Below are 14,541 nucleotides of genomic sequence, written 5' to 3' on the forward strand. Positions count from 1 at the left end.
GTTCACTACTCCCCCACCTCCCCACCTCCCCACCTCCCCATGAATAACTCCAACGGTTCTCATCCTGACTCTAATGGTCATGGAAATAACGGTAAAACTGCTGTTTCGACTCAGGGCGCTACATCCTTAGCAACTTCTTCCCTTGATGTATCACCGACACTGAAACGGTTTGATCAGCCTGTGGTGTTGCGACAGTCGTCGATTTTACCCAGGGCGGTAGTATGGACTTTAATCGGCATGACTACTGCTGGGGTAATCTGGGCTTCTGTGGCACAGTTTGAAGAGGCAATTCCTGCACAAGGTAAACTTGAACCAGAAGGGGCTGTGACAGAAGTGCAAGCACCTGTTGCGGGTGTAGCCAAAAGGATTTTGGTCAAAGATGGGCAACAAGTCAAACAAGGTGACTTATTGCTTGCTCTTGATCCAACGGTTGATAATGCCGAACAAACATCATTGCAAAAAATTCGTGCTGCTTTGATGGCAGAAAATCAGTATTACCAAATGCAAATGACTGGTAAAACTCCTGCTAATTCAAAATTGCTGGCGTCCCTACCTGCTGAACAAGCTTTTTTAACAAAACACCGGGCAGAATTAGCTGCCGAAAATCAACTGTATCGCCTGCAATTACAAGGTGCTGGAACTGGTGCACCATTAACCCCAGAACAACAGCAACGGTTGCAGTCTGCCCAATCGGAGGTGCGATCACGCATTAGTGCTGCTAAGTTGGAAGTTGATCAATTGCAAAAGCAGTTGAAACAAACTCAAGTCCAGTTGGTTAGTGCTAAAGAATTACTGGCTGTCGAAAAAACTATTCTTGCAGATTTGACAGTGTTGGCAAATGAGGGAGGAATTGCTAGGAATCAGTATTACAAGCAGCAGCAGCAATTCGTCAGTCGACAAGCTGAGGTAGATCGACTTTTAGAAGAAGAAAAACGACTCCAGTATGCAATTACACAAGCTGATGAAAAGGTAAACAATGCAATCGCCCTCAGTCAAAATGAGTTACTGACTAAAATTGCTGATAATCAAAAACGGATTGCAGAAATTGACAGTCAATTAACTAAAGCAATTGTTGACAATGAGCAGCAAATTGCCCAAATTGATAGTCAAATCAGCAAAACCCAGCAAAATCTACGTTATCAAGAACTCAAAGCCCCGGTTTCAGGTACAGTATTCGATTTACAAGCCCGTAACCCTGGTTATGTAACTAACTCTTCAGCGCCAATTCTCAAAATAGTTCCCAATCAATCCCTTGTTGCCAAAGTCTTTATTACCAACCGCGATATCGGCTTTGTCAAAGAAGGCATGAATGTTGATGTCAGAATTGATTCCTTTCCTTACAGTGAATTTGGGGATGTCAAAGGTAAACTAGTCTGGGTTGGTTCTGATGCCCTACCTCCTGACAATATTTATCCGTTCTACAGATTTCCCGCCAAAGTCGTTCTTGAACGTCAGTATTTAATGATTAGCGATCGCCAAGTTAATCTGCAATCAGGGATGTCAGTAAGTACCAATATCAAACTTCGCAAACGCAACGTTGCTAGTATTTTTACTGACCTGTTTACAAAGAAAATGGAAAGTTTGAAGTTTGTTAGGTAGGGTAAAAGTAATTGCTATAAAGGATATTCACCGGATGGGATGATCGGAGACTTTATTCATTAAAACAACCGGAAAACCCCACCAACAAACAACAATCAACAATCAACCAACAACTAACTACTAACAACCAATTGTTGTTTTTCAGGTAACTGAGTATACTCAGCAACAATTTTGCGGAATTGCTCTCCTTCTATAGTCTCTTGTTCTACTAACAAGTCCACAAGACGGTCTACCAGCGCTCGGTTTTCACGGATAATTTTCCGGGCTTGTTGGTAACAAGAAATAGCCATCTCCCGTACTTGTCTATCAATCTTGGTAGCCATCTCTTCTGAATATTCGTTGCGGTTGACCCAATCTCTACCCAAGAATACATCACTATTTTGAGTTTCCAAAGCTACTAGTCCCAAGTCAGACATACCATACATAGTCACCATCTTTCGGGCTAAGTTAGTAACCATTTTTAAATCGTTACTAGCACCACCTGTAACTTCAGACTCTCCAAATACTTCTGCTTCTGCGGCTTTACCTCCCAGTGTCATAGTAATGTTGTCTTGTATCCAAGCACGAGTGTAAAGACCGCTATCTATCATCTCTTCATTAAGAATTTGCTGCGAGAAACCACCTACTCCGCCAGAACGGGGAATAATTGTGACTTTATTTAAGGGATCGGCATGAGGCAAAAGTGTAGCCAACAGAGCATGTCCCACCTCGTGATAGGCAATCAATCGCTTTTTGTTGCTATCTAACAATGGGTTGAGAGTTAATCCAATTGTCAGCCTATCAATAGCATCATCAATTTCTATCTGTGTTATAGAATCTTTGCGTCTGCGTGCTGTCAAAATTGCTGCTTCATTTAGCAAGTTAGCTAAATCTGCTCCTGTAAAACCAGGGGTGCGGCGTGCAACCACTTCTAAGGAAACTGCCGGATCAACTTTTTTGTTGCGAGCATGAACTTTTAAAATTTCCAAACGCCCTTTGCGATCTGGTGCATCAACAATTACCTGGCGGTCAAATCTTCCGGGTCTGAGTAATGCTGCATCCAAAACATCTGGACGGTTAGTGGCAGCAATAATAATAATACCAGTGTTACCTTCAAAACCATCCATCTCTGTCAGTAGTTGGTTGAGGGTTTGTTCCCGTTCGTCGTTACCACCACCAATACCAGCACCGCGTTGTCTACCAACGGCATCAATTTCATCGATAAATATTAAACAAGGGGCGTTATCTTTGGCTTTTTTGAATAAGTCACGGACACGGGATGCACCCACACCGACAAACATTTCCACAAATTCTGAACCGGAAATGCTAAAGAAGGGAACGGCTGCTTCCCCAGCAATGGCTTTTGCTAATAAGGTTTTACCAGTACCCGGAGGCCCTACTAACAGCACTCCTTTGGGAATACGTGCGCCAACAGCAGTAAATTTTTCTGGTTGTTTGAGGAAGGTAACAACTTCTTGGAGTTCTTCTTTGGCTTCTTCAATACCAGCGACATCATCGAATTTAATACCAGTTTTAGCCTCCATTTGAAAGCGAGCCCTGGATTTACCAAAGTTCATGGCTTGGCTTGAAGCATTCGTAGAGCGGCGTAGGAACAATAACATTAAAGCAACCAGTGGCAAAATCCACATGAGGTTGAGCAAAAGACCAACAGCAGCTCTACTGTTAGCAGAGGAAACTTCGTCAAACTCAACTCTTTTTGCTTTAAGTTGGGCAATTAACTCTGGGTTTTGATCCAAAAGCTTTACACGCAGAGGTTGGGCATTTTCTGTCCCCTTTAAATACACATCTGCTACCTTTTCGGTTTCATCCAAATCTACCCTGGCGACTTCTCCATTTTCAATTTTTTGGAGCAGTTTACCATAGGTAAGAGTGTTGTTGTCCTGCTGCTGTTCTGCTTTTTGTGCCAAGGCAGGAGGAGTACCCTCCACAAATCCTGGCAAAATCATTAAACCAGCTACCAACGCCCCTGCTAAAGCTGTACGTTTTGTCGGTCGCTGTTTTTTGGACACCTTTTTCTCAAAACTTCTCATAAGAATTACCCTTTATCCGCTGCCACGAACTGAGCGCTGGTTTTGTATGGCTTTATTTTTAGAAAGAGTAGAAATAACCTTTTCTCACTCTAGTGTAGCTCTGACAAAAACTCATTCCCAAGTTTTTCTACTCATACTTGTAAACGTGAAATACTAACCACTAGTTCCAGGGCAAGCATCGCCCATAATGTTTGCAGCATCTTAATTTTACTTTGCTCAAGAGTAATTAACTTACTATTTAAAGCTTTTTCCAATTGGAGCCAGAGATAAAAGTAACTTTTTTGACCAAAAAACTAGCTGATAAGAAATTATTAATTATTTGATCAGAAAAAATTGCCTGCAACCGGAATTTGACAAGCCAAATTATATATAGTTAAGATATACTCATAGTCGTAATGATTCCGTTTTTCAAGATATATCTTCAGGTAGTTTAGCTAACCTCTGAAGGGGTGTAGGAGTGTATGGGTGAGGGGAGTGTGGGGAGTAGTGAACAACTAATTTTGGTAGATGCAGTTCATGATCACTGCTGATTGACGTTAATTAGTAGCTGGATAATTATTATGGTAAAAATAGTAGGCATTGGTGGCAGTTTAAGGGCAGACTCCTACAGTCAAATAGCCTTACGTTTGGCAGCCCAACGGGTAGAAGCTTTAGGTGCAGAAGTGGAAATACTGGATTTACGGGAAATGCAGTTGCCGTTTTGTAACGGGGAACAGGAGTATCCAGATTATCCAGATGTGCAAAAGTTGCAATATGCTGTGAGTCGTGCTGATGGGTTAATTTTGGCGACACCAGAATATCATGGCAGTATCAGTGGTGTTTTAAAAAATGCCTTGGATTTGATGAGTTTTGAGCAATTGTCTGGTAAGGTAACAGGATTAATTAGTGTATTGGGGGGACAACCTAACAGCAACGCCTTGAATGATTTGAGAATCATTATGCGCTGGGTACACGGCTGGGTGATTCCCGAACAAATTGCTATTGGACAAGCGTGGAAAGCTTTCAGTCCTGAAGGGAAGTTGTTGGATGAAAAGCTTGCTCAAAGATTTGATCAGTTTGCTCAGAGTTTGGTGGATAATACCCGCAAGCTCCGAGAAGTTGATTAGTAAGAAACCACATAGGTTGGGTTTCTCAACCTAACCTATCTTTTATGATCCAATTACATAGATATTGACTTTCGAGAAAAGGTAATTTTATCCACTGCAACCTTTGACATAGGTATCACCTCTCCAGTTTCTATATCTACTGAAAAAAGAGAATTAGTTCCTTCATGTTTAGGATCAGCAAGTGCATAAACTTCTCCTGATGGAGAAAAGGTAAGGCTTAGTAAATCATTTCGCAAAGGCTGTTCCTCGAACATCAATGGCGATAAGGTGACAATGTTTCCCTTACCACTAAGCATAGACCTGTTATCCAGGTCTAGCTGTACCAATCTTGTAATACCTTCCCTACCAAGAGTGGTAGCATAGATTCTTCCATCCGGGCTGAGAGCTAGATTACTGAATCGTCTATCTGGTAATAGTTCTGGTAAAGATAAATCAGAACCAGAAGAAACTTTGCCATTTTCTGGATTAATTATTACCATTTCAAAAGGAGGTGTACCTCCATTTAGACTTGCTATACCGATCAGTTTGTCGTCTTTCGTAGCCAGCAGATTTTCAATTGTACAATTGGATTTTTTAAATCCTGAAATTTTTTTAGATTTAGAAGATTGATTATCAAGAAATAGCAGTTTACTATAATTTCCCTGTTTAGTTAATGCTGTAGTGACAATCACAAACGTACCATTTGATAGGGCAGTCAAACCAGTTATTCGCTCATTCGGTTCAGTGTATAAAGCCAAGCTAGCTGTCTCAGCTTTGATATCAGTGTTATCTACTTTTGTAGGGAGAATCTCTTTAAAGGTTTTAGTTATAATTTGGCTAGGCAAAGCCTGCCTACCAGTTGGTAAGTCTAAAGATACTAAGGAAATTGCTGGGGTAGTATTGGCGAAGTCAGTAGAGATTGTTTGACTGAGACTTTGCTTCTTATTAAATTTTGCTCCGATGAGCGAGGATGATCCATTTGCCAATGTCTTACCTCCAAATTTGGCGATCGCTATTCATAGCGCCAACTGACCAAATTGTTGACATTTTAATTTTCAGATCATAGATTGGCAAACTTAGTATATGTTGGTTTGACGGCAAGCAATATTAATCTTTGCAAAATTGTGAAAGCGTACGGAAGTGCATAAGGTAGCAAATAAATGTATTGATGCTAATTGTTATCACCCAATTGTGCTAGGTATGGGAATTATGAAATGAGGACTTTAGTCCTCACTACGAACCTGTCTCATTCACAACGTTGCAACTGTGCTAATGACACAACTATTTCATCCATTGCTTTACGTACAATGCTGGCAGGTTGTTCGGTTTGATTGACGATAATACTAAAAACCAAAGGCCTGTACTTGGGTGGATTTATGTAGCCGGAAAGGGAAATCGCACCAGTTAGAGTTCCGGTTTTTGCTTGGACAATTCCTGCTGCTGGTGTATTGTGAAAGCGGTTTTTTAAAGTGCCACTTACACCTGCTACAGGTAGAGAAGCACGAAAAACAGCTGCTTGCGGTAATTTGGCCATTGCTTGCAAAGTTTGTACCAATGCTTCTGGACTAATTAAGTTTTTACGAGACAAGCCAGAACCATCTACCAAAGCATAACTAGAAGAATCAACTTCCATCTGAGTTAAAGTTGTTTTCAAAACTTCCAACGCTGCATCTGCTGTAGCTTGATTGGGAAGTGGGGGTTTTTTGATTGCTAATGCTCTTAATAATGCTTCAGCATAAAGATTATTACTATTCTGGTTTGTTTCTATTAACAATTGAGATAAAGGTGGGGAAAGTACGGCTGCTACTTCCTGTTGATTATTCGCATAAATTCCTACTGATGTCCGTCCCAAGGTGATTTTTTCGGCTGCTAAAGCACTGCGAAAACGTCGCAAAAAGTAATAATTGGGGTCAACTACTGGCAAAGTCACTAGATAAGGTTGAGAATTTGCAGCAACTTGTCCTTGAATTCGCAACACGTTTCCTGATAATTCCCGGGTAACGTTTATGGAGGTTGGTTGATTTTGTGCAGTTGTCACGGATTGATTAATTACCCGCCACTGTTTGGCTTCGTTAGCATCCGTCCACGAGATGAGTGCAGGTTTGCCTAAGGTTTGTGGTAGCAGGTTGAAGCTAAAAGTGTTTTGATTGAGAATGACACTGCTAACTGGTGCGCCGTAGTCTGAGTATATGTCTTCCCATTGCCAGCTGGAGGGAACAAGATCACCTCGAATTTGGCGATCGTCTATAACTAAGTGCTGAATTTGGGTAATACCTTTTTGTTTTAATTGCTTTGCCAATAATCTTAATTGGGCATCAGTGAGACTAGGATCTCCTCTACCCACAACATATAAGAAATTATTGCTACCTCTATATATAGATGTGCGAAAGCGATAATTTTCACCCAGTTGTTCCAATGCTGCTGCGGTGGTTAGGAGCTTGGTGTTGGAAGCAGGGGTAAAATATTTCTGGGCATCTTGACTATAGAGTGTTTGGTTGGAACCAAGATTTTGAACTAAAATTCCCCAGCGTACACGATTGAAGAGGGGACGATTAGTGACAGCATCGATAGTGGTTTTTAGCTGGGCTGGGCAAAGTGGTGCTGTTGGCGTGGGTGTTTGTGCTTTTGCTAGTTGCTGGTTGATACCGATGTGGATACTAAAAAATAATAGTAGAAAAATACAAGAAGACTTTTGAGGCATTATTCTGAATTTGGGCAATTTTGATTTCTGAGAAAAACTATAGCGGTTTGCAGTTGGGTGTGGGGAGAGAAACGAACACAGATGCACACCGATGAACACAGATGAATACAGATAAAGCTTTACTTGTGTTAGTCAAGAGTCTTTGTTAAGAAAAAGTTTAGGACTTATACAAAAAACTTCTCAAACTCTTATTTCTCTGTGTCCTTTGCGTTCTCTGTGGTTCGTTTTTCCGGTAAGTATTAAATAAAAGAATAGAGAAACACCTTTTACCTTTACCCTTTTCCCCTTAACTGAATCATATTTAGGAGAAGTGCTATATTTGTTGATGCAAATGTCTGTTAAGCAATGCCACAACTACAACGAATCACGATCGCATCTTCTCAATTCCACAATCAACACATCACTCTGACTACTGAACAACAACATTATCTTTATCGGGTGTTGCGTCTTCAGTCAGGCGATCGCTTTATCGCTATGGATGGGATGGGTAAATGGTGGTTGGCACAGTTAGCAGATACGGAAGCACAAATTTTACAATCAATTACTGTAAAAACAGAGCTACCTATAGCTGTAACGTTAATTATTGCATTGCCGAAAGGAAGCGGATTTGATGAAATTGTCCGATATTGTACGGAATTAGGTGTAACTTGTTTTGTTCCCGTGCTAAGCGATCGCACTTTACTCAATCCCAGTCCCCAAAAATTAGAACGCTGGCAGCGGATAGTGAAAGAAGCTGCGGAACAATCAGAACGGACTACAGTACCAACGATTCTTGAGCCAGTGTCTTTCTGTAGTAGTTTGTCATTGGTAGCTAAGCAGAAATATATCTGCGAGGCGCGTGGTGATTATCCGCATTTGCTCAGTTGCTTAGAAAACAAAGAAGACTGGGAAAGTAACTTTAATGAGGAGAAAACAATTGTAATTGCCACTGGCCCTGAAGGAGGATGGACGGAAACAGAAATTGAGGATGCAATTAAGGCTGGATTCCAACCTGTTTCTTTAGGAAGGCGGATTCTGAGGGCTGTGACAGCACCAATTGTAGCTTTATCCTTGGTTGCGGCTGCTCATGAGATATAAAGGATGTATAAAATTATAGATTTAAAATTTATACATGATTGAGCAAGTTGCTATTGCTTTTCAGGAAAAAGACTATCAAAAAGCCGCAAAGTTACTTAAAGAATTGTCAAAAAAATCATCAACAGACCCTTGGGTACAATTTTATATCGGACGGCTGTATGAAGTATCTGGAAAACGGCAAGAGGCAGAAAAAGTCTATCGACGACTGCTGCAAGATACAACTAATGCTAAAGTTGTCACCCAGGCTAGACAAGGATTGCAGCGACTGTCGGAAATAAAGCAAGAAGAAAGAATCCGCGCGATCGCTCAAGCAACAGTTCATCCTGATGATGCTGGACTAGGTGTATTGATTTTAGAACCCATAAGTAATGAACTGAAAACCCAAGCAGCATCAAAATTTGCTCAGATTATGCAACTAGACTCCTATAGCGCTCGCTTACTCCTACCTAGTCGCGGCTGGCGATTATATCGTAGTGGTGCAGTCGGAGAACTTAAATATTATGGTGAACAGTTGAAGAATGCAGGTATTCCTTGCTTTTGGGCAAAATTAACTGATATCGCCAAAATTCAAGTTTTTCATGTCGAATATTTTACAGAATCAACCCCTACAGCTACTGTTATTTGTCGCAATCAGGCTCATCAACTTGGTTCTCTCAGCTTTGACTGGCAAGAAGTCAAAGGACGAGTACAGGGAATTTTACCAATTTTTGAAGAAGTTGTGGATGTTAATGCCCGCCGCCAATTAGAACGGAAAACTCAAACCCAAGATTATTTTCATTTTTACGATTTACATTTACCAAAAAGACGTTGTATTTTGCGTCTTTATGATCATGGTTACAAATTTCAACAAGGGATAGAAATTACTTCCCTGTCTAGCCAAAATACTATTAGAATTAATTGGAATAATTTACTTAGCTTTCTAGAACAAAAATTATTTCAAATAAAAATTTGGTCAGACTTCACACCATTTGCAGAAACAGCACTAAATCAAACAGAACTGCTGAATAATATTCAATCTCACATACATCTATTTCGCCAAGAAAAAAGTAATTGGGACTCAGCTTTTCAATTATATAGTGGATTAGCTTTTCTTTATGGAGAAGCATAAACACAAAATAATAGTAGGTGTATTCTTCACCTACTATTGTTAAAGTCTTATTTCGCTTATATTAATTAGGTAAGTGGAAACAAGCGTAATGTGAGTTACGAGAAGTCAACAAGCCTGTAAAGGCAAAGCATTTGTATGTGTATCTTGACATCAAAACTGAATGTAATAGTACAAATGCTTTGATCCTACCTAATAATCAATGACAAATGACAGATGACGACCTACTTATTTTGATTTACTAGCAGGGGTTTTTACCTGACGTGCCATCTCCAGGAAAGAATTCATATTCGCTCCGGGACGACGACGACCATTTGTACTAGTAGGCATCAAGTACTTGGGTGCGAAGGTTGTTTCTGTTGGTTGTACATTAGCAACTGCGGGTGCTTTATTTTCTTTTGGCTCTACCGTCACGCCTTCAGCTGTTTGTACTAACTCAACCTGAGCTGCGGGTTCAGGCTTCGCTTCTGCTTTAGCTTTTTTCGCTGACTTAATTGAGGTTTTACGAGAAGGCTTCTTAACATCTTTTGCTCCGTTAGATGTTTCTGGAGCAGCTGCAACTGGTGCTGGTGATTCTTTTGCACCATTACTGTCAGCAACGGCTTTATCAGCTTCACTCTCAGTTAGCTCAGTGACTTTCTCAGCTGCATTCTTTGCAACAGCGGCAACTTTTTCCGCAGCAGCTTTAGCCGCTGCAACTGGTGGTGTAGTTTCTGCGTCTTCCTTAAGTTCCAGATAATAACCATTGTCTTTTTTCTTGCCAGGGAGAAGCCCAGTGATGAATTTCATAATTCCAGTAATTAAATTTTTGATAAAACCGAACATTACAATTTCTCCTGTCTTTTATACCTGAAATTTGAGTACTTTCATTAAAAATTAGAGAAAATTATTACATTTCTTCGAGTTATTACTAGGTTGACCTCAAACTTTTGCAATCAATAATTTTTTTAGGCTCTTCTTACGCGTGAAAGCTAAATCCAGCACCGTTTATCATTTGTTTTTACAAATGACCAAAAAGTAAGTCACGGCGGTCTGGAAAATGCTATAAACTTTTTATCTCAAGGGTTTGGAATTGTTGATACTTAAAATCAATTATTAAATTTTTCGGGATATGAGAGCAACATTCTGAAAGCCAGTTTAACAAAATTTAACATTTACTCTCATTATACGTAATATAAGGGAATAGGCAGGAGAGAACAGGAAACAGGGAACAGAAAAAAAGGATGTAGGCGTGTAGACGATGTTGATTAGGGATATTTCAAAGATATGAATTTCAAAATACTCTTATTTCCTCTTACACCCTCACACCTGATCTGGCAAATCGACTAATTAAACCAGTAACAGGAGTGTCATCGCTAGTATAGGGATAGTGGTAAAGCTCAGTTAGATTTTTTCTAAATTGTATACAATCCTGATTTTGCAGATGGATAAATTAACTGACAGACGTAATCCCGTTGTATTGGTACATGGCATTTTTGACACAGGTCGAGTTTTTGACAAAATGATTCCTTACTTAACCCAAAAGGGTTGGAGTGTATATGACCTGGATTTGATTCCTAATACTGGTCATGGGAGTTTAGATAGTTTGGCCCAGCAAGTTGCTGATTTTGTTGATACTACCTTTGCACCACAACAACTAATAGATTTAGTTGGCTTTAGTATGGGTGGCATTGTCAGCCGTTACTATATCCAACGATTAGGGGGGATAAATAGAGTCCAGAGGTTTGTAACTATTTCCTCACCTCACAATGGTACTTGGGTTGCCTACTGTAATCCAGGTCTTGGCTGTTTACAGATGCGTCCTGACAGTGCTTTTTTACAAGATTTGAATCAGGACGTTGAGATGCTTTCGCAGATCAATTTTACATCTATTTGGACGCCCTATGATTTGATGATTATCCCAGCGAATAGTTCACAAGTACCTGTGGGTCGAGAGGTGATTGTTCCTGTAATGACTCATGCGTGGATGCTAAGTGATGTGCGAAGTTTGTCAGCAGTGGCAGAAGCTTTAACACAACCAGTTGGGGCGATCGCTACACAGCAATTTCCATCAAGTTGGTTACATACCCAGATCGCTAGCAAACCGGGAAAATAGAAAAACTTTACTTTATAGTGAGTAACTATTTTAATCGCTTAATTATAAACTTATAGATAAATCTTGCTATCTCTCAAAGAGATATAAATAGATAAATAAAGATTTTACCTAATTTGAGTCCGAAAAAGTAGTTACAGAAATTGATTAATAAATATATATATCCTTGTACTTATTTACTGAATGTATTAATTAATATTTTTTTTATATTTGTAGATTCTTTTTCCAAGAAAAAATAAGAAAATCTCTCTATAGGGAGATGAAAACGGGAACGCCAATTTTCAGTTGCACGTCTTTTTTCTCTGTTTAGATTTTAGAATAGTCTAGACTTTGGGGAAAAGTGAAGAACTGATTGGACAGTGCCAATTTTGGATTGAGGTAAATTTAAAGTCTGTCTTGAAATGCTTTGAACCTCGCAATCGCTTTCGGGGCTGACGCCAACGCCCCAAGCCCTAGCACCCTAGCGGAAAGCCACTCCGTGTCTACAAACTTTTCGCAAAATCCAAAATTGTTTGACCCCTAATTATTGTCACCATTTTATTTTCTCATCAACCGAAAACTCTAAATATAGGCTTTATTTGTCATGCTAGACTTGACCATCGAAAATTCCCAACTAAATCAGCGACTAGTTGACTCTGGCGATTGGAATATTGTTGAGACGGAGTTTAACTTCACTCAGCTACATCATCAAGAAACAGTTTTCACACTCAGTAATGGATATTTAGGAACCCGGGGGACGTTTGAAGAAGGGTATCCCCAGGATTGTCCAGCAACTTTGATTCATGGGGTGTATGATGACGTGGCGATCGCTTCAACAGAGTTGGTAAACTGCCCCAATTGGCTACCCCTAACCATCAAAGTAGCTGGAGAAAAATTTCGCATGGACTGTGGTGAAATTCTCTGCTACGAACGTCGACTTGATTTACGTTTGGGTATAGTGAGTCGGGACGTACGATGGCGTAGTCCGGCTGGGCATACCTTAGAATTTCATTTTGAAAGGTTTGCCAGTCTAGCAAATCAACATTTTTTAGCAATCAGATGTCAGATTACATCAGTAGATTTTGAAGGTGAAGTTGAAGTAGAAGTTGGATTTCACCCCGAACCCCACACCCAAGGAGTCAAACATTGGCAAACCTTGAAACAAGGTGGTTTAGATAATACTATTTGGTTGCACAGTAAAACTCTCCATTCTGCTATTGAACTAGGGATGGCAGCTAAACTGGTGGTAGAAGCTGAAGAAACTGCAACCGTGCATGTACATCAGCTTGACCAGCATAGCCCAACACTTGTAACTAAATTAGCAGTTACACCAGACAAAACCGTCACCCTGGAAAAAATTATCACCGTTTACACCTCACGGGAAATATCAACTCCGGCGGAAGCTGCAATCATTCGTTTAGTTGCTGCACCCAGCTATTCAACTTTGCTAGCAGCTCACATAGCCGCTTGGGATCAAGTTTGGCAAGAAAGTGATATCGTCATTGAAGGCGATCGCTTGGCTCAGTTGAGTGTCCGTTACAATCTCTTTCAGATACTAGCTGTAGCACCACGTCATGACGACAGAGTTAGTATTCCTCCCAAAACCCTTTCCGGCTTTGCTTATAGCGGACATATATTTTGGGATACAGAAATCTTTATCCTCCCCTTGCTGATTCATACCCAACCAGCATTGGCACGGAACTTGCTAAACTACCGCTACCGTACCTTACGTGGGGCGCGACGTAAAGCCCAGGAAATGGGATACAAGGGGGCTTTTTATGCTTGGGAAAGTGCCAGCACAGGGGATGAAGTCACTCCTCGCTGGGTTCCAACTCCGAATGGTGAACAAGTCCGGATTTGGTGCGGTGATATTGAAGTCCATATTAATACCGATGTTGCTTACGGTGCTTGGCAGTACTGGCAAACAACAGGAGATGATCAATGGATGCGTAACTATGGCGCAGAGATGATTTTAGATACGGCAATTTTCTGGGAAAGCCGGGTGGAGTGGAACCAAAAACGTCACAGTTACGATATCCGTGATGTTATAGGTCCAGATGAAAATCACGATCGCATCGATAATAATGCCTTCACTAACTTATTTGTACAGTGGCACTTGCAAACTGCCCTGACATTATGGGATTGGCTAGTGAAGTCCTATCCTGACACAGCAGCACAACTAGCAGAAAAACTTGACTTGCAGCCAGAACAAAGACAACTGTGGGCGAAGATAGCTAAACACATCTACATTAACCAGGATTTAGAAACTGGTTTGATTGAACAATTTGAAGGCTTTTACAACTTAGAGTATGTCAACCTGGCTGACTACGAACCCCGTAGCAAATCCATGCAAGGATTGTTGGGAGTAGAAGCGACTAGCCAAAAGCAAATTCTCAAGCAGCCAGATGTATTAATGTTAATGTACCTGTTGCGCGATCGCTTTGATCGGCAAACTTTACAAACCAACTGGGACTACTATAGCCCCCGTACCGATCATACCTATGGTTCTTCTCTCGGCCCAGCAATTCATGCAATCTTAGCTTGCGACCTCAACCAAAGTGCAGAAGCCTACACTCACTTTACACGAGCAGCGATGGTAGACTTAGCAGACGTGCGACGTAACGCCCATGAAGGTATTCACGCAGCTAGTGCAGGCGGAGTATGGCAAGCAGTCATCTTTGGGTTTGGTGGTGTACGGATGACAAACTTCGGCCCCATTGCTTGTCCTAATCTCCCAGCTAACTGGACACGCTTGCAGTTCAAGTTGAAGTGGCGTAACCAAACTTATGAGTTTGATCTCATGAAATAAATGAGGGCAGAAGGGACTTATCCCAACTTGGGCGTGGCTTTCGTTCAGGTGGGGTTTGAATTCC

The 14,541-nt window shown here is 40.8% G+C and carries 10 protein-coding genes; 6 read left to right on the forward strand and 4 right to left on the reverse strand.

Features of this window, described 5'->3' with window-relative positions:
- Positions 1 to 39 precede the first annotated feature (39 nt).
- On the forward strand, positions 40 to 1,599 hold the full coding sequence (locus tag RS893_RS15770) for an HlyD family efflux transporter periplasmic adaptor subunit (protein ID WP_315784922.1): 1,560 nt from the start codon (positions 40 to 42) through the stop codon (positions 1,597 to 1,599).
- 113 nt (positions 1,600 to 1,712) lie between these two features.
- On the opposite strand, the gene ftsH is transcribed toward RS893_RS15770, so the two are convergent.
- Positions 1,713 to 3,629, reverse strand: a complete 1,917-nt coding sequence (gene ftsH, locus RS893_RS15775) for an ATP-dependent zinc metalloprotease FtsH (RefSeq protein WP_315784925.1) — start codon at positions 3,627 to 3,629, stop codon at positions 1,713 to 1,715.
- Positions 3,630 to 4,189: 560 nt separating this feature from the next.
- On the opposite strand from ftsH, the gene RS893_RS15780 reads away from it, so the two are divergent.
- Positions 4,190 to 4,735 (forward strand): NADPH-dependent FMN reductase, encoded by a 546-nt coding sequence (locus RS893_RS15780; protein ID WP_016868198.1) that lies wholly within the window; start codon positions 4,190 to 4,192, stop codon positions 4,733 to 4,735.
- Positions 4,736 to 4,788: 53 nt separating this feature from the next.
- On the opposite strand, the gene RS893_RS15785 is transcribed toward RS893_RS15780, so the two are convergent.
- Positions 4,789 to 5,700: a hypothetical protein gene (locus RS893_RS15785; RefSeq protein ID WP_315784933.1), complete on the reverse strand. Its 912-nt coding sequence runs from the start codon at positions 5,698 to 5,700 to the stop codon at positions 4,789 to 4,791.
- Positions 5,701 to 5,960: 260 nt separating this feature from the next.
- A complete protein-coding gene (gene dacB, locus RS893_RS15790) occupies positions 5,961 to 7,415 on the reverse strand; it encodes a D-alanyl-D-alanine carboxypeptidase/D-alanyl-D-alanine endopeptidase (RefSeq protein ID WP_315784935.1) in 1,455 nt (484 codons plus the stop codon).
- 345 nt (positions 7,416 to 7,760) lie between these two features.
- Here dacB and RS893_RS15795 point away from each other — a divergent pair, with 345 nt between their 5' ends.
- Together RS893_RS15795 and RS893_RS15800 are read left to right on the forward strand one after the other, a co-directional pair.
- Positions 7,761 to 8,492, forward strand: a complete 732-nt coding sequence (locus tag RS893_RS15795; protein ID WP_315784937.1) for a 16S rRNA (uracil(1498)-N(3))-methyltransferase — start codon at positions 7,761 to 7,763, stop codon at positions 8,490 to 8,492.
- Positions 8,493 to 8,526: 34 nt separating this feature from the next.
- On the forward strand, positions 8,527 to 9,600 hold the full coding sequence (locus tag RS893_RS15800) for a tetratricopeptide repeat protein (protein ID WP_315784940.1): 1,074 nt from the start codon (positions 8,527 to 8,529) through the stop codon (positions 9,598 to 9,600).
- A 225-nt stretch (positions 9,601 to 9,825) separates the two neighbouring features.
- Here RS893_RS15800 and RS893_RS15805 read toward each other — a convergent pair whose 3' ends face one another.
- Entirely contained in the window at positions 9,826 to 10,422 is a 597-nt protein-coding gene (locus RS893_RS15805; protein WP_315784942.1) for a hypothetical protein, read from the reverse strand.
- Between the two features lie 598 nt (positions 10,423 to 11,020).
- Here RS893_RS15805 and RS893_RS15810 point away from each other — a divergent pair.
- Together RS893_RS15810 and RS893_RS15815 are read left to right on the forward strand one after the other, a co-directional pair.
- The gene (locus RS893_RS15810) at positions 11,021 to 11,692 is read left to right on the forward strand and encodes a triacylglycerol lipase (protein WP_315784945.1); all 672 of its coding nucleotides are present in this window, start codon (positions 11,021 to 11,023) and stop codon (positions 11,690 to 11,692) included.
- A gap of 580 nt (positions 11,693 to 12,272) precedes the next feature.
- Positions 12,273 to 14,477 carry a glycoside hydrolase family 65 protein gene (locus RS893_RS15815; protein WP_315784947.1) on the forward strand — a complete coding sequence of 735 codons (2,205 nt, stop codon included), beginning with the start codon at positions 12,273 to 12,275 and terminating at the stop codon, positions 14,475 to 14,477.
- Positions 14,478 to 14,541 lie beyond the last annotated feature (64 nt).

Source organism: Fischerella sp. JS2, from assembly GCF_032393985.1.
GTDB lineage: Bacteria > Cyanobacteriota > Cyanobacteriia > Cyanobacteriales > Nostocaceae > Fischerella.

Excerpts from the sequence above, each read along its gene's own strand:
- RS893_RS15770 (WP_315784922.1), top strand. The coding sequence starts at position 40 with ATGAATAACTCCAACGGTTCTCATCCTGACTCTAATGGTCATGGAAAT.
- RS893_RS15800 (WP_315784940.1), top strand. The coding sequence starts at position 8,527 with ATGATTGAGCAAGTTGCTATTGCTTTTCAGGAAAAAGACTATCAAAAA.
- RS893_RS15795 (WP_315784937.1), top strand. The coding sequence starts at position 7,761 with ATGCCACAACTACAACGAATCACGATCGCATCTTCTCAATTCCACAAT.
- RS893_RS15810 (WP_315784945.1), top strand. The coding sequence starts at position 11,021 with ATGGATAAATTAACTGACAGACGTAATCCCGTTGTATTGGTACATGGC.
- RS893_RS15780 (WP_016868198.1), top strand. The coding sequence starts at position 4,190 with ATGGTAAAAATAGTAGGCATTGGTGGCAGTTTAAGGGCAGACTCCTAC.
- RS893_RS15815 (WP_315784947.1), top strand. The coding sequence starts at position 12,273 with ATGCTAGACTTGACCATCGAAAATTCCCAACTAAATCAGCGACTAGTT.
- ftsH (WP_315784925.1), bottom strand. The coding sequence starts at position 3,629 with ATGAGAAGTTTTGAGAAAAAGGTGTCCAAAAAACAGCGACCGACAAAA.
- dacB (WP_315784935.1), bottom strand. The coding sequence starts at position 7,415 with ATGCCTCAAAAGTCTTCTTGTATTTTTCTACTATTATTTTTTAGTATC.
- RS893_RS15805 (WP_315784942.1), bottom strand. The coding sequence starts at position 10,422 with ATGTTCGGTTTTATCAAAAATTTAATTACTGGAATTATGAAATTCATC.